At 36.8% G+C, this 16,611-nt stretch carries 17 protein-coding genes; 16 read left to right on the top strand and 1 reads right to left on the bottom strand.

Going from position 1 to position 16,611, the window contains the following annotated elements; genetic code table 11:
* Positions 1-19: 19 nt before the first annotated feature.
* The 7 genes from fapR (at position 20) to GHT08_RS03435 (ending at position 6,362) form a co-directional block, all read left to right on the top strand.
* A complete protein-coding gene (gene fapR / locus GHT08_RS03405) occupies positions 20-601 on the top strand; it encodes a transcription factor FapR (RefSeq protein ID WP_163579794.1) in 582 nt (193 codons plus the stop codon).
* Entirely contained in the window at positions 598-1,602 is a 1,005-nt protein-coding gene (gene plsX, locus GHT08_RS03410) for a phosphate acyltransferase PlsX (RefSeq protein ID WP_163579796.1), read from the top strand. The genes fapR and plsX overlap by 4 nt, the downstream gene beginning before the upstream one ends.
* A 3-nt stretch (positions 1,603-1,605) precedes the next feature.
* Complete coding sequence (gene fabD / locus GHT08_RS03415) at positions 1,606-2,550, top strand: ACP S-malonyltransferase (RefSeq protein WP_163579798.1); 945 nt, start codon at positions 1,606-1,608, stop codon at positions 2,548-2,550.
* Positions 2,551-2,552: 2 nt separating this feature from the next.
* Positions 2,553-3,293, top strand: a complete 741-nt coding sequence (gene fabG / locus GHT08_RS03420) for a 3-oxoacyl-[acyl-carrier-protein] reductase (RefSeq protein ID WP_163579800.1) — start codon at positions 2,553-2,555, stop codon at positions 3,291-3,293.
* Between the two features lie 35 nt (positions 3,294-3,328).
* Complete coding sequence (gene acpP, locus GHT08_RS03425; protein ID WP_018932706.1) at positions 3,329-3,562, top strand: acyl carrier protein; 234 nt, start codon at positions 3,329-3,331, stop codon at positions 3,560-3,562.
* 231 nt (positions 3,563-3,793) lie between these two features.
* Entirely contained in the window at positions 3,794-4,480 is a 687-nt protein-coding gene (gene rnc / locus GHT08_RS03430) for a ribonuclease III (protein ID WP_163579802.1), read from the top strand.
* Positions 4,481-4,841: 361 nt separating this feature from the next.
* Complete coding sequence (locus GHT08_RS03435) at positions 4,842-6,362, top strand: methyl-accepting chemotaxis protein (RefSeq protein WP_163579804.1); 1,521 nt, start codon at positions 4,842-4,844, stop codon at positions 6,360-6,362.
* A gap of 574 nt (positions 6,363-6,936) precedes the next feature.
* Here GHT08_RS03435 and GHT08_RS03440 read toward each other — a convergent pair.
* Positions 6,937-7,158 (bottom strand): DUF1128 domain-containing protein, encoded by a 222-nt coding sequence (locus GHT08_RS03440; RefSeq protein ID WP_018932704.1) that lies wholly within the window; start codon positions 7,156-7,158, stop codon positions 6,937-6,939.
* 148 nt (positions 7,159-7,306) lie between these two features.
* Between GHT08_RS03440 and smc the strand changes: the two genes are divergently transcribed.
* The 9 genes from smc to trmD all read left to right on the top strand — a co-directional run bounded on the left by smc (position 7,307) and on the right by trmD (position 16,591).
* A complete protein-coding gene (gene smc, locus GHT08_RS03445) occupies positions 7,307-10,873 on the top strand; it encodes a chromosome segregation protein SMC (RefSeq protein WP_163579806.1) in 3,567 nt (1,188 codons plus the stop codon).
* A gap of 18 nt (positions 10,874-10,891) precedes the next feature.
* Positions 10,892-11,890, top strand: coding sequence for a signal recognition particle-docking protein FtsY (gene ftsY, locus GHT08_RS03450; RefSeq protein WP_163579808.1), 999 nt, complete (start codon positions 10,892-10,894; stop codon positions 11,888-11,890).
* Positions 11,891-11,968: 78 nt separating this feature from the next.
* Positions 11,969-12,286 carry a putative DNA-binding protein gene (locus GHT08_RS03455; RefSeq protein ID WP_018932701.1) on the top strand — a complete coding sequence of 106 codons (318 nt, stop codon included), beginning with the start codon at positions 11,969-11,971 and terminating at the stop codon, positions 12,284-12,286.
* Positions 12,287-12,298: 12 nt separating this feature from the next.
* Positions 12,299-13,660: a signal recognition particle protein gene (gene ffh, locus GHT08_RS03460; protein WP_163579809.1), complete on the top strand. Its 1,362-nt coding sequence runs from the start codon at positions 12,299-12,301 to the stop codon at positions 13,658-13,660.
* 78 nt (positions 13,661-13,738) lie between these two features.
* A complete protein-coding gene (gene rpsP, locus GHT08_RS03465; protein WP_018932699.1) occupies positions 13,739-14,008 on the top strand; it encodes a 30S ribosomal protein S16 in 270 nt (89 codons plus the stop codon).
* Positions 14,009-14,025: 17 nt separating this feature from the next.
* A complete protein-coding gene (locus tag GHT08_RS03470; protein WP_018932698.1) occupies positions 14,026-14,253 on the top strand; it encodes a KH domain-containing protein in 228 nt (75 codons plus the stop codon).
* Positions 14,254-14,934: 681 nt separating this feature from the next.
* Complete coding sequence (locus GHT08_RS03475; protein WP_163579811.1) at positions 14,935-15,321, top strand: YlqD family protein; 387 nt, start codon at positions 14,935-14,937, stop codon at positions 15,319-15,321.
* 17 nt (positions 15,322-15,338) lie between these two features.
* A complete protein-coding gene (gene rimM, locus GHT08_RS03480) occupies positions 15,339-15,848 on the top strand; it encodes a ribosome maturation factor RimM (RefSeq protein ID WP_163579813.1) in 510 nt (169 codons plus the stop codon).
* Positions 15,848-16,591, top strand: coding sequence for a tRNA (guanosine(37)-N1)-methyltransferase TrmD (gene trmD, locus GHT08_RS03485; RefSeq protein ID WP_163579815.1), 744 nt, complete (start codon positions 15,848-15,850; stop codon positions 16,589-16,591). Before rimM ends, trmD begins: the two co-directional genes overlap by 1 nt.
* Positions 16,592-16,611 lie beyond the last annotated feature (20 nt).

The following is a 16,611-nucleotide window of genomic DNA, read 5'->3' on the forward strand; positions in this document are numbered from 1 at the left end:
GATGGACGGTGTGTAATTCATGAAAAGAAATAAAAAAGAACGGCAGTCGCTGTTAAAAGAAACGATTGAAGCAAAACCTTTTATAACGGATGAGGCGCTAGCAAAATCATTTGATGTTAGCATACAGACCATCCGTTTAGATCGAATGGAGTTAAACATTCCGGAGTTACGTGAACGGATAAAATCTGTTGCAACGAATAATTGGAATGAAACAGTTAAGGCACTGCCGATTGATGAGGTTATAGGTGAAATTATTGACTTAGAATTAGATAAACGTGCAATTTCGATTATGGATATTACAGCAGAACATGTATTTTCACGAAATAAAATTGCACGGGGCCATCATTTATTTGCGCAGGCAAACTCCCTTGCTGTTGCCGTTATCAATGATGAGCTAGCCTTAACAACAAATGCAGAGATTAAATTTACCCGTCAAGTCATACAGGGAGAACGAGTCATTGCTAAAGCACGAGTAATAGGTTCAGAGAAAAACAATCGGACTGTAGTAGAAGTGTTTAGCTATGTAGATAACGAAATGGTCTTTTCAGGAGTATTTGAAATGTTTCGATCGACTCAAGAGAAGGAAGGGAACGAATCATGAAAATCGCAATCGATGCTATGGGCGGTGACCACGCACCAAAGGAAATTGTCTTAGGTTCATTAAAAGCGGTGAACCACTTTAATGATTTGGAAATTACGTTAATTGGTGATGAAAACAAAATAACGCCGCATTTGGAAAAACATGATGCTATTGAAATTATTCATACAGAAGAAAAGATTACGAGTGAGGATGAACCTGTAAAAGCAGTTCGTCGAAAAAAGAATGCCTCTTTAGTGCTCATGGCAAACGAAGTAAAGTCTGGACGTGCAGATGCTTGTATTTCTGCGGGGAACACGGGTGCTTTAATGAGCGCTGGATTGTTTGTAGTCGGTAGAATTAAGGGGATAGATCGTCCAGCTTTAAGTCCAACACTTCCAACCGTTAATGGCGAAGGGTTCTTATTGTTGGATGTAGGTGCAAATGTTGATGCCAAAGCCCAACACCTTCAGCAATATGGTCTAATGGGGTCTATTTATATGGAAAAAGTTCGTCAAGTAAAGAATCCGCGTGTTGGACTTTTGAATGTTGGAACAGAGGAAGGCAAAGGAAATGACTTAACGAAAAAAGCATTTGAGCTATTGCAACAACTTCCAATAAATTTCGTTGGTAATGTCGAGGCGAGAGATCTGTTAAATGGTGTGGCGGATGTTGTTGTTACTGATGGTTTTAGTGGAAATGTTGCTTTAAAGACAGTGGAAGGAACAGCTTTGACGATGTTTTCGATGATTAAAGACACATTTATGACTAATACCAAAACTAAACTCGCTGCTGCACTTGTGAAAAAAGATCTGAAAGGCTTAAAAGAGCAACTTGATTATTCCGAGTACGGTGGTGCTGCATTATTTGGTCTCGCTGCTCCAGTGATTAAAGCACATGGCTCATCCAATCAACAAGCCATTTTCAGTGCCATCCAACAAACAATAAACATTGTCGAGAAAGATGTAATCGGAAAGATAGAAGCAGACGTAAAAACATTGCAAGCTGCTACTGAGGAGGAATAAATCGTGAAAAAAGTCGCTTTCGTTTATCCTGGTCAAGGATCACAAGTAGTCGAAATGGGAAAGGACTTGTATGAAGAGTTTCCACAAGTAAGAGAGCTCTTCGCCATTGCTAATGAACGTTTAGGTTATGACTTAACTTCGATTATGTTTGAAGGTCCTAAAGAGTTACTGACAAAAACAGAAAATACACAACCAGCATTGTTATCAGTTAGTACAGCTATTACAAAAATTTTAGCGGAAAATGGTATTAAACCATCAGTTACAAGTGGGCATAGTCTTGGTGAATATAGTGCACTTGTTGCAGCGAATGCTATTTCCTACTCTGATGCTGTTTCTTTAGTACATCAAAGAGGTAAGTTAATGGAAAATGCCTATCCTGAAGGCAAAGGATCCATGGCAGCTGTTTTAGGAATGGATCAAGAAACATTACGTAATGAACTGCAAAAAATTAGTGAACAAGTGGATAGCGTTATTGAGATTGCTAATCTCAACTGCCCAGGACAAATCGTTGTATCTGGTACGAAATCAGCAATTGATGCAGCGACCGATCATTTAAAAGCAGCAGGTGCAAAACGTGTATTACCGTTACCCGTGAGCGGACCATTTCACTCAAGTCTAATGAAGCCAGCAGCTGAAGAGTTTCAACAATTAGTACATAATATCAACTGGTCTGACGCTGAAATACCTGTTTATGCAAATGTGACCGCTGAAAAAGTCACTGAAAAAGACCAAATACAACAATTATTAGTAGAACAATTATATTCGCCAGTACGTTTTGAAGAAATTATCGAACAGCTATTGGAAGAGCAACTCGATGCGATTGTCGAAGTAGGCAGTGGCAAAGTGTTAACAGGCCTCGTGAAAAAAGTGAATCGCCGTGCGAAAACTTTTGCTGTTCAAGACGTAGCAACTTTAACTGAATTTATCGAATGGATGAAGGAGGATTAACCATGTTAAAGGATCAAGTTGCACTGATAACCGGTGCCTCAAGAGGAATCGGACGTGAAATAGCTTTAACTTTTGCTAGTAAAGGGGCAAAAGTAGTGGTAAACTACTCTGGTAGTGAAAATAAAGCTCAGGAAGTAGTGGATCAAATCATTGCTGACGGAGGAGAAGCAATTAAAATCAAAGCAAATGTCAGTGATGAAAATGACGTCAAAGCAATGGTGAAAGAAACGACAAAAACGTTTGGAAGTCTCGATATTTTAGTGAATAATGCAGGTATTACAAGAGATAATTTACTGATGCGAATGAGTGAAGCTGATTTTGATGATGTTATTGACATTAACTTAAAAGGGGTATTCTTATGTACCAAAGCAGTGACTCGCCAAATGATGAAACAAAAAAGCGGTCGGATTATTAATGTATCTTCAGTTGTTGGTATAAGCGGCAACCCTGGACAGGCAAATTATGTCTCTGCCAAAGCGGGTGTTATTGGTTTAACGAAAACAACTGCAAAGGAATTAGCAGCGAGAAATATATTAGTCAATGCTATTGCGCCTGGCTTTATTGGAACAGATATGACCGATCAACTCACTGAAGAACAGAAAGAGCAAATGCTAGCATTAATTCCATTAAATAAATTAGGAGAAGCGAAAGATGTAGCGAATGTTGCATTATTTTTAGCTTCTGAACAAGCTAACTATGTTACCGGACAAACTATACCGGTTGACGGAGGTATGGTTATGTAGAAAGGTACATATACTTTGAAAGGAGGTGACGTGAAATGTCCGAGACTTTTGAAAAAGTAAAGCAAATCGTTGTCGATCGTCTTGATGTAGACGAAGATAAAGTTACGCTTGAAGCATCATTTAAAGATGATTTGGAAGCTGATTCTCTTGATGTTGTAGAACTTGTAATGGAATTAGAAGACGAGTTCGACATGGAAATTGCTGATGAAGATGCAGAAAAAATTGCTACAGTAGGTGATGCTGTAAATTACATAGACAGCAACCAATAGGAACTGTTAAATCAAGTAATAAGTTGTGGCTGTCTAAGAGTACAGTCTGAAAAGATAACCCGTTTCAATCATCATGAAACGGGTTTGTCCTTTATAATGGATTAGCAGTGTGTTTCTGATCCAGTAAGGCAAAACTAAAACTATTAAACCTTTACAATTTAGGGTTGGCGATCAGCTATGTATCCTTTATAATAATGACAATGATTGATTTCATGTTGGTAGGTGAAGAATGTGTCTGATTTTAAAGAGCTTCAGGAAAAATTGGGGATTTTTTTTGAGAACGAAAGATTGTTAAAACAAGCCTTTACTCATTCATCTTATGTGAATGAGCACCGGAAAAAGAATCTACTAGATAATGAAAGGTTAGAATTTTTAGGTGATGCAGTTCTAGAACTGGGAGTCTCTCAATACCTCTATCGAGAATATAATGAATTAGAGGAAGGGGATTTAACAAAACTGAGAGCCTCGATTGTGTGTGAACCAGCTTTAGTTCGCTTTGCAGAGACACTTGATTTTAGCAAATACATTTTATTAGGTAAGGGTGAGGAAATGACTGGTGGTCGTAATCGCCCTGCATTACTAGCAGATGTCTTTGAAGCCTTCATTGGCGCATTATACTTAGATCAAGGATATGATCAAGTTATTACCTTCTTAAGGAAGTATGTGTACCCTGAGATTACAACCGGTGCTTTTTCGCATACGATGGATTACAAAAGTCAATTGCAGGAAACAGTACAGCAACATAAGAATAGACTAGTGGAATACAACATTGTAGACGAGAAAGGTCCTGCACATGACCGTGAATTTTTCGCTGTTGTTACAATTAATGGTAAGACAGCTGGAAAAGGAGTAGGTCGGACGAAAAAAGAAGCAGAACAACGTGCGGCAAAACAAGCATTAGACGCTTTGCCTCATTAAAAGTTATTCATAAAATAGTCTGACAAGGTGAACCCTCTGTTTCAATTAAGGTTGAAGCGGGGGGTTTCTTATCAAAAAAGAAAATTTAAGCATATATGATTAAAGAAGTAGTATTTCGCAATAAAACAAGGCGATTTCGCAATAAAGAAGCTACATCTCGCAATAAACAATGCAGATATCGCAATAAAGGAATATGGTACTCGAAATATTACTTTTGGTCAAAGCCATCCTTAAATTCCCACTGGATACCACAATAGACAACATTTTTAATAAATAGTACAATAGAACCAGGGTAAATATTACTATTTGTCATAAAGATGTTCTTATGGTTGAACGCTTTTTATTGGGAAGGGGAAGGTTTATGGATTCAAATAACAAAAATCGAGTTAATTTAATTTTATCGTTTCTTGTACTTATGGTATCTATTATTATTCACGTGTTACATCGTATTTTTAACATATCTGAATTTTGGGGGCATCATGGTGCAGAACAATTAACGGCCATTACAAATATTTTTCTAGTCATTCCGATTTTCCTCTTTACTGTAACAATACTGCTGTTTAAAAAGAAGAGTGATCATCCGTTAATACCACTTTTTAATACGCTAACTATTACATTTAGCAGCATGTCAATGATTGCTGGTGGAGAGGGAATGGTAGAGTATCATTTTTCTATTTTTATGGTGGTAGCGATGATTGGTTACTATGAGAAAATTAACTTAATTCTAATTATGACAGTCCTATTTGCTGTTCAACATATTGGAGGTTACTTCTTTTTAGGAGAGTATGTTTTTGGGACAAATGATTATCCATTTTCCATGTTACTTGTTCATGCTTTATTTTTAATTGGGACATCTGGAGCTATAATTTGGCAAGTTAGACATAAGCGGAAATTAATCGGAGACCTTGGTGAAAAGGAACAAAAGCAACTTAAACTAAGTGGAATTGTAGATAGTTTGTCGTTAACCTCAGAGAAGGTAATTGATGTTTCTTCACAATTAAAAGAGATGAATCAGTCTAATCAAGCTATTTTTAAGGAAAGTGTCTCCTACATACAACAGATTTCTGATGGTGCACTGAATCAGAAAAAACAAGTCGAGGATAATTCAAAATTCATTCAGGAAATGACACAGGATATGCAGCAAATAGCTAAAACTTCATCTGAAGTATCTGATATCACGAAAATGACTGAACAAAAAGCTGAAGATGGAAATGGTATGATTCAAAAGACGGTAGGACAAATGGATAATATAAATCAAACAGTGAGGACAACATCTGAGACAGTACGATTATTAAATGATCGATCGAAAGAAATTAATGGGATTGTCAGTTTAATTACAGACATTTCTTCCCAAACAAACTTGTTGGCTTTAAATGCAGCGATAGAGGCTGCCAGAGCAGGAGAACATGGTCAAGGGTTTGCTGTTGTGGCGGATGAAGTCCGAAAATTATCTGAGCAAACCGTGGATTCTGCCAGCCAAATTGCTAACCTTGTCCAGTCTATCCAACAAGAGACTGATACATCTGTTGCTTCAATGAACCAGGTTATCAGTGAAGTGGAGCATGGGCAGGAAATTGTGCGAGAAACAGGAAAAATATTCGGGAATATTCATTCATCTATTGGAAATGTAGCAGAACAAATCAAGCAAATTTTCCAAGCAAGTGAAGAAGTATCTTATGTAGCACAAGAAGCACAAAAATCGATCCAAAAAGTGACTACAATTGTGGAAGAAACGTCAGACTATGCTCAAAAAGCTGTACTTACAAATGAAGAACAGCTTAAATCTAATGCGTATTTATCTGAACTAATTTCAACATTAAATGAAATTACAACGAAATTGGAAGAATTGATGGAGGAAACTAGCGTAGTGGATGATCACTAACTATAAGAATTAGAAAGTCTTAGGAGTTTTCTTAGATACTCCTAAGACTTTTTGTTTGTCAGGAAATTATAAATTATCGGATGTAGATAACATGGAGGCAACCTGTCACGTCCATCATCGGTTTGTAAACTCACCGTGATTCCTTTATCTCAGTTGATGCCGTTCCAGTCGCTACGTTTCTAAACGGGCGCTGTGCGCTTTTCTTGTTAATATAGGAAAGCATATAATCCGCGGTATCAACGCATTTGTAAGCATAGTAGCCATTTTGAAATAGCTTGTACAGGAAACCCCCCACGGAAAGCGAAGTGGGCAAGCCGCAGCGGTTGTTACGCCTATTATTCATGTCAAAATAACTACTTTGGACAGGACCGGGTGGGCTTTCCCGGTTTTTCTTAGAGACAAGAAAGTATAAAGTTTGCGCAGATGTCTAGCTCCGAACGCCCAGAAACTAGGCGACTTCACGAATCGCCCTACGATAAGTCATCAGCGGTTCGTAAACTCACCGTGATTCCTTTATCTCAGTTGATGCGTTCCAGTCGCTACGTTTCTGAACAGGCGCTCTGCGCTTTTCTTCTTATTTTCGGTATTCTCTTAGCTCTGCAATAAATGCTTGGGTTTCGGCAACAGTAAGTTTTCCTTTCTGTTGCAGGAGATCATATAAGGATTTTAATTCTTCATAATTATCAAGGTCATAATCTTTAGGGTCCATGATAGAATCATTGACTACTTGCAACATTCTTCCCATCTCATGAATAATATGTGCTAAATTTTCTTCGGATTTCTCTTCTAAATTCAAATCAATTCACTCCTGTTTCGGTATTTTATGAAACTTCCTTCTCTTACTCTATTCTTTATGATAAAATAAATAAGTTGAAATGCAAAGGATAAATTAACATCAACATACAAGTTATGTTGTTAGATGATAATAAATAGGGGTTTTAAACATGTATTTAAAACAATTAGATACAATTGGTTTTAAATCTTTCGCTGAAAGAGTAAAAATAGAATTTGTACCAGGTGTTACAGCTGTTGTAGGGCCTAACGGTAGTGGGAAAAGTAATATTACAGATGCGATCCGTTGGGTACTTGGAGAACAATCAGCAAAATCATTACGTGGTTCCAAAATGGAAGATATCATTTTCCAAGGGAGTGATACACGTAATGCGTTAAACGTTGCTGAAGTAACACTCGTGTTAGATAACTCAGACAATGCATTACCTGTTGATTATCACGAGGTCAGTGTAACGCGTCGAGTATATCGCTCAGGCGAAAGTGAATATTTGATGAACAAACAACCATGCCGTTTGAAAGATATTACAGAGCTATTTATGGATTCAGGTATGGGTAAAGAAGCGTTTTCTATTATAAGTCAAGGGAAAGTTGAAGAAATTTTAAGTTCAAAATCAGAGGAACGCCGCGTTATATTTGAAGAAGCTGCAGGCGTTTTAAAATATAAAACTAGAAAGAAACAAGCTGAATATAAATTGGCAGAAACACAAGAAAATTTAAATCGTGTGGAAGATATTATCTACGAAATAGACGGCCAACTAGAACCACTTGAACAGCAAGCATCTATTGCTAAAGAGTATTTAGCCCAAAAAGATCGACTGACTAATGTGGAAGTTGGTTTGTTAGCTAAAGAAATTGAACAATTGAATGAACAATGGGAAACATCAAAAAGTCAAATAGATGATAAACATCATACATTAAAAGAAAAACAACAATGGGTCGAGACAAGAGAGACAGAAAGTGATCAACTGAAAGCACGGATACAAGAAATGGATGAGCAAATCACAAGCTTACAAGAAACACTACTTGTGGAAACTCAAAAGCTAGAAAGCCTTGAAGGAAATAAAAAGATATTTCATGAACGACTTCAACATTTCCAGGAGAATAAAGAAAAACTAGAACAGGAAATAGAAGAGTCGGAAAACAAAAAAGCAATACTTTTAAACAGCTTGGAAGATGAGCAATATAATCTTAGGAAGTACCAGGAAAAAAATCATCAATTATCAGGACAAATAACTGATATCCAAGAACAATTAGAAACAGGTAAAAATACGATAGAAGAAGATATCGAGACACTTAAAGGTGATTATATTGAATGGTTAAATGAGCAAGCGGCTAAACGAAACGAGAAAAGCTCGATTGAGCAGCAATTGGAGAGAATGGAAGGGAAACAACATGCGAAATCTTCTAAATGGGAAAACCTACATGAAGAACGTCTTCAGTTAAAGCAAGCTGTTCATGAAGCAGAAGAAAAGTGCAAACAAGATGAGGAACAAGTACATAAATGCCAATCAGAGTACGACCAGTTGGAAAGAAAAGTAACGGTAGAGTCGAAACTATTAGAAGATATGCAGCAAAAATTATATAAAGGTTATCAAATGGTTGAAAATCTTAAGTCAAAAAAGGAAATGCTCGAGGACTTAAAAGAAGATTTTCAAGGTTTCTATTTTGGTGTAAAAGAAGTACTAAAAGCAAGGGAACAACAGAAGTTAACAGGTATTCATGGTGCGATACCGGAACTAATCGAATTCGATGATCAATTAGTGGATGCAATGGAAACTGCTTTAGGTGCTCAAGCTCAACATATTGTGGTTGATTCAGAGAAGTCGGCACGAGAGGCAATTCAATGGTTGAAAAAAACAAACAAAGGTAGAGCAACTTTTCTACCAATTAACGCGATGAAACCGAAACAGATACCTGCAAATATGATCCAAATGCTTGAGCAGGAAGAAGAGTTTATTGGAGTAGCTGCGGATTTAATCCGTTATGAAGCCACATATCAACTTGTCATGCAAGCATTGTTAGGCAATGTTATTATAGCTAGGTCACTTAGTGCTGCAAATCGTTTTGCACAGCAAACTGGAAGGAGATTCCGCATCGTGACACTCGATGGAGACGTGGTGAATCCTGGAGGTTCCATGTCTGGCGGTGCCAAAAAGAAAAACAATCAATCATTATTTACGAGAGATCGTGAACTAAAAACATTAACGAAGAAATATAAAGAATATCAAACTCGTGTAACGGACTATGAGAAGCAAATTAGAGAACAAAAAGATGCATTAGCGAGTCTTCAAGAAGAAAAAGATAATTGTTATCGACAACTAGATGAAGTTCGCAAAACATATCAAGTACACCAAAGCAATTATAAAGAATGGAAACTGTCTTTAGAGCATTTAAATGATCAGTTATCCATTTATGATCAGGACAAATTACAACAAGAAGAAGATCGAAAACTATTGTTACAGCAATTGGAACAAATTGAACAAGATCTAGTAAAAACACAAGCAAAATTGAGTAAATTAGATAACGAAATTGAAGAATTAACAGATCAGCACCAAAATTTTGAAGCTAAAGAAGAACAATTGAAACAAGAATTACAAACATTGCATGTCGAGCAAGCAGAGCTTAGAAGTAAGCTGTCCAATCAAAAAGAGAAGGTTGCAAATTCAAAAAATGAATTATCTGAGATTTCCGAAACGATTAAAGGAAAGCAAGAACAGCTACAGCAATTAATCGACGTTAAAAATAGCCAACAGACACCAGAAGAAATTGACGAAGAGATTCATCTCAAAACACAAGAAAAAACAGACTTGCAGCAAGAGTTGCAACAATTACGTGAACAACGATCCGAAACACAGCAAAAAGTTACGACTTTAGAAGAATCGCTTAAACAAGCGAAAAAAGAGGAGTATCAATTACAACAGGAGATCCAAACGATAGAGATTGAACGAAACCGATTAGATCTGGAGTTGGAAAATCGTCTTCAATTACTAGAAAGTGAATACTTTATGACTTTTGAAAAGGCGAAAGCTGATTACCCTGAGCCTGACAATCTCGAAGAGGCGAAAGAACAAGTGAAATTAATTAAGAAATCGATCGAAGAATTAGGAACAGTAAATATTGGTGCTATTGATGAGTATGATAGGATTAAAGAACGACATGAGTTCCTTACCAGTCAACAAACAGACTTAGTGGAAGCAAAACGAACATTATATGAAATTATTGCGGAAATGGATGAAGAAATGACTAGAAGATTTAATGAAACTTTTTCGCAAATTAAAGAAGAATTTACGGTAGTCTTCCAACGTTTATTCGGCGGGGGCCATGCTGAATTAAAGTTAACTGATCCGGATCAGTTATTAGAAACTGGTGTAGATATTATTGCACAGCCTCCAGGTAAAAAATTACAACAATTAGGTCTATTATCCGGTGGAGAAAGAGCATTAACTGCTATCGCTTTATTGTTTGCGATTTTACGTGTGCGTCCTGTTCCATTCTGTGTACTGGATGAAGTGGAAGCTGCTCTAGATGAAGCAAATGTGACTCGCTTTGCCCAATATTTGAAACATTATAGTAAGAACACCCAATTTATTGTGATTACACATAGAAAGGGTACAATGGAAGAATCAGACGTATTATATGGTGTTACCATGCAGGAATCAGGTGTATCACGCTTAGTTTCTGTCAAATTAGAAGAAGCGCCAGAGCTTTTAGAAGCATAAGTACGAGGAGGTAGAAAAATGAGTTTCCTGAAAAAACTGAAAGATAAATTTCAAGCAACAGATAAGCAAGAAGAAGTATCAGATAAGTATAAAGATGGCTTAAGCAAGACAAGGAAGTCATTCTCCGAAAAGATCAATGATTTAGTTGCTCGCTATCGAAAAGTGGATGAAGACTTTTTTGAAGATCTTGAAGAAGTGTTGATCGCGGCTGATGTTGGTGTAACAACTGTGATGGAGTTAATTGAAGAACTTGAAATGGAAGTAAAAAGGCAAAATATTAAGGATACTAATGAAGTAAAACAAGTGATCTCTGAAAAACTGGTCGAAATTTACCAGGGAGATAATGACGAATCAGAAGATACTTCATTAAATATGCAACAAGATGACTTAACAGTTATCCTGTTTGTGGGAGTTAATGGAGTTGGAAAAACAACAACGATTGGTAAATTAGCACATCAATTAAAATCAGAAGGTAAAGAAGTATTATTAACTGCTGGTGATACATTCCGTGCTGGAGCTATTGAACAATTAAATGAATGGGGAAAACGTGTCGGTGTTGATGTTATTAAACATAATGAAGGCAGTGACCCAGCAGCCGTTATTTACGATGGTATTCAAGCCGCAAAATCCCGTAATGCGGATGTATTACTTTGCGATACAGCAGGTCGTTTGCAAAATAAGGTTAATTTAATGAATGAATTAGCAAAAGTAAAACGTGTAATCGAGCGGGAAATTCCAAATGCACCTCATGAAGTGTTGCTTGTGCTTGATGCCACAACAGGACAAAATGCTTTAAGCCAAGCGAAAACATTCTCAGAAGCAACAGATGTTTCCGGAATCGTATTAACTAAATTAGACGGTACAGCTAAGGGTGGAATCGTCTTGGCAATTCGAAATGAATTAGGTACACCAGTAAAATTAGTAGGTCTTGGAGAAAAGGTAACAGACTTGCAAACTTTTGATCCGCATGCATTTGTGTATGGTTTATTTGCAGATTTGTTAGAGGAAGAAGAATAGTCTTGAGACTTGACAGTATTACTTTAAGATGATTAGACTGGATTGTAAAGGTATTTTACTTAACGAGGTGTCCTTATTATGTTAGAAAAAACGACAAGGATTAACGCTCTTTATGATTTTTATCAACAATTGCTAACTGACAAGCAACGAAATTATATGGAGATGTATTATGTAGAAGATTTCTCATTAGGGGAAATTTCGGAGACATCTAATGTATCAAGACAAGCAATTTATGATAACATTCGTAGAACAGAACAAATGTTAGAGGAATATGAGGAAAAGCTTGGTCTCTATCAGAAATTTTTAAAGCGACAAAGTCTACTTCAGGAATTGCTTACATTGACAGAAGACCAAGTACTGAAAGAAAAAGTAGAACAGATTATTGAAATCGAATAGGGGGCGTATAGTATGGCATTTGAAGGTTTAGCCGACCGCCTGCAGAATACCATTCAAAAAATTAAGGGAAAAGGTAAAGTAACGGAACAAGATGTCAAAGAAATGACGAGAGAAGTTCGTTTAGCTTTACTAGAAGCGGACGTAAACTTTAAAGTCGTGAAAGATTTTATTAAGAAAGTGAAAGAACGTGCAGTTGGCCAGGAAGTAATGGAAAGTTTAACACCAGGTCAACAAGTTATCAAAGTGGTAAAAGAAGAATTAACAGAATTAATGGGTGGCGATGAAAGTAAAATCGCTGTGGCAGATAAGCCTCCTACAGTGATCATGATGGTTGGTTTACAAGGTGCCGGTAAAACAACAACTACTGGTAAATTAGCCAATTTATTACGTAAAAAATATAATCGTAAGCCATTATTAGTTGCCGCTGATGTTTACCGTCCCGCAGCAATTGATCAACTGGAAACCTTAGGTAAACAATTAAATATGCCAGTTTATTCAGAGGGAACGGATGCAAATCCAGTGGATATTGCCAATAAAGCCATGGAACGTGCTAAAGAGGAACATTTGGATTATGTCATCATTGATACTGCTGGCCGTCTTCATGTCGACAATGAATTAATGGATGAATTGATTCAAATTAAACAAAATGTTAATCCGGATGAAGTGTTTTTAGTGGTTGACTCCATGACTGGTCAGGATGCAGTTAATGTAGCTGAAAGCTTTAATGAACAATTAGAGATTTCTGGTGTTGTTTTAACGAAACTTGACGGAGATACACGTGGTGGTGCGGCTTTATCAATTAAAGCTGTTACAGAAAAGCCAATTAAATTTGCAGGTATGGGTGAAAAGTTAGATGAATTGGAAGTATTCCACCCGGAACGAATGGCATCTCGTATTTTAGGAATGGGAGATGTTCTTTCACTAATTGAGAAGGCTCAAGAAAATGTTGATGAAAAAAGAGCTAAAGAATTAGAAGAGAAAATGCGGTCTGCTTCCTTTACACTAGATGACTTTCTCGAACAAATGGGCCAAGTGAAAAACATGGGACCGTTGGATGAATTAATTGATATGATACCTGGCGCTAATAAAATGAAGGGTCTTAAAAATGTAGATTTTGATGAAAAGCAAATTTCTCATGTGGAAGCGATCATCCAATCCATGACTGCAAAAGAACGTCAAGATCCAAGTGTGATTAATGCCAGTCGTCGTAAACGTATTGCTCGAGGTTCAGGTCGTTCTGTTTCAGAGGTGAACCGTTTGTTGAAACAGTTTGAAGAAATGAAGAAAATGATGAAGCAAATGACGAATTCACAGCAAGGAAAAAAAGGGAAAAAAGGAAAAAAATCAAAAGGATTTAATTTTCCATTCATGTAAGGTAAAAACCCTTTACAGACTAAAATAAATCTGATACAATTCTATCTTGTGTTAGATATTTATATGGAGGTGTTAAACATGGCAGTAAAAATTCGCTTAAAACGTATGGGATCTAAAAGAAATCCATTCTATCGTATCGTAGTTGCTGATTCTCGTTCTCCACGTGATGGACGTATTATCGAGCAAATTGGAACATATAACCCGGTAGTGAACCCGGTTGAAGTGAAATTAGATGAAGATAAAGCACTTGATTGGATGACTAAAGGTGCGAAACCAAGTGATACGGTACGTAACTTATTCTCAAATGAAGGCATCATGAAGAAATTCCACGAATCAAAAAATCAATAATAAAGTGATGTGATTCGATGAAATCTTTGATTGAAACAATTGTGGAGCCGTTAGTTGATCATCCTGAGCACATCGTTGTGACCGAACAAGAAGAGGAAAACAAAGTTGTGTATCACCTGCAAGTTCATGAAAATGATGTAGGTAAAGTGATCGGCAAGAATGGTCGCATTGCCAAATCAATACGAACAGTTGTTTATGCAGCTGGAATGAAATCTAATAAAAAAATCTATTTAGATATCATGTAAAAAGAGGGAGGCGAAAAGCCCCCTCTTTTTTAGCAGAACGGTTAAATAAATAGAGCGCTGTATTAATAAACTGCGCAGTAACGAGGACAAGGAATTACTCTCTACCATGCTTCACATTGAGAGTGCATGCAAACCGCTCCGGCAGAATACTGCGCTTTCCGTGGGCTCGGCTTCAGCTAACTTTGCAAAGAAAACCACTTTGCAAAGTGGATCTTCAGCTCTCGCTGTCCCACAGGAGTCTCCGTATTCTGCCTACGCTATTTAGATAATTCTACCTTTTATAAGAGGAAATGCTCAGTAACCATTTCCTGTTATTACTTCTTTCAAAATTCAGGACACTACGCAAAGCGGAGGCAAGATACGTAGACTCCTACGGGAACAGCGCGAGCCGAAGCCCCCGCAGGAAAGCGATCTTTGCTTTCCGAGGAGGCTAAGGCCGTGCCCGTGGAAAGTGTAGTATCTTGCCGGAGCGTAAGTAAGCACTCAGTTAAAGTTAGAATGGAAGAAAGCTTAACTCCACAAATTTTTACTAGTTCGCAGTTTATATCTACTACGAATCAGGTGAGGGGAGGTTAGTGTGCGGATTTTCTAGTGTGTACTTGCGCTTTTGTTTGGTGACATGCTATTCTTTTGATAGGTGTTTCCATACTCTTTAATAGGGATGAGAGAGAGGCTGAAACAATGAAAATTATTAAAAAAGTAGCCGTCAAAAAAATAGTAACTGATCAAAGTAAAGAACAATTGAGAGAAGAATACCAATTTAAAATTTTTCAACTTGAACAGGAATGTGAACAATTAAAATTTGAGCAGAAAAAATTAGAACAACGCTCAGCCAACAAAAAAGCTGATATCGCAGCCAAATTCAAAAAAGAGTTATCTAATCGTAAGGACCATATTAATTGGTATAAATACAAACTCGAACAGTTGGATATATTACCAATTGGAAGTGAAATTAATGATGGAGAAGTTGAAGCAGTCATCGATATTGAAGAAGGTATGAACTGGGATGACTTAACAGAACAAAAATCCATTATTATAAAGGATGGCATGATTAAGAAAATTACATAACAGGTGGTATGAAATAAATGGATCATTTAAAAGTAGGGAAAATTGTCAATACGCATGGTATTAAAGGAGAAGTAAAAGTAGTTCGTATTACCGATTTCGACGAACGCTTCGAAGTTGGCACTACCTTATGGATTAAAGGAAAAGATAGTCAGGAATTAAAACCAGTTACTATTGATGGCCATCGCGTACACAAAAATTTTGATTTATTACATTTTGAAGGATTTAACAATATCAATGAAGTAGAACACTTTAAAGAATCATTGTTAGTTATTAAAACAAGTGAAATTTCAGATTTAGAAGAGAACGAGTTTTATTATCATGAAATTATAGGTTGTGAAGTGGAAACAACCGATGGTGAACTTATTGGTAAGGTTACAGAAATTCTTTCACCTGGCGCAAATGATGTATGGATTGTGAAGCAGAAGGGAAAGGAATATTTAATCCCTTATATTGAACAAGTAGTGAAAGAAGTAGATATAAATCAGCACCTTATTAAAATTGAACCAATGGAAGGGTTATTAGACTGATGAAAATAGATATACTCTCATTGTTTCCAGAAATGTTTAACGGTGTTTTTCAATCTTCCATTTTAAAAAAAGCACATGAGTCAGGTGCTTTTCACTATAATTATGTGAATTTTCGTGAATATACGGATAATAAACATAATAAAGTAGATGATTATCCTTATGGTGGAGGAGCTGGGATGGTATTAAAGCCTCAACCTATTTTTGATGCAGTAGAGGCGATCGAAAAAAATACCACCCAAAAACCCCGTATTATTTTAATGTGTCCTCAAGGAGAAACATATTCGCAAAAAAAAGCAGAAGAACTAGCAAAAGAAGAACATTTAATCTTTATATGTGGCCATTATGAAGGCTATGATGAGCGAATTAGAACAGAGCTTGTAACCGATGAGATATCGATCGGAGACTATGTGCTGACAGGTGGGGAATTAGGAGCGATGGTAGTAATTGACAGTGTTGTCCGCTTGTTACCAGATGTATTAGGTAACGAAGATTCAGCGGTTCAGGATTCTTTTTCAACCGGGTTATTAGAGCATCCTCATTATACGAGACCTGCTGATTTCCGCGGTTTAAAAGTACCAGATGTATTGTTATCAGGAAACCATGCCCATATTGAAGAGTGGCGCAGAAAAGAAGCGTTAAAAAGGACTTATGATAGAAGACAAGATTTATTGAAACATCTGCAATTAACCGAAAAAGAAAAAAAGTGGATAAAAGAATGGGAAACTTCACAAGAAAATAGTTGAATTCCCTTGATTGATATGCT

The sequence above is a fragment of the Gracilibacillus saliphilus genome (assembly GCF_010994085.1).
Taxonomy (GTDB): Bacteria; Bacillota; Bacilli; order Bacillales; family Amphibacillaceae; genus Gracilibacillus; species Gracilibacillus lacisalsi.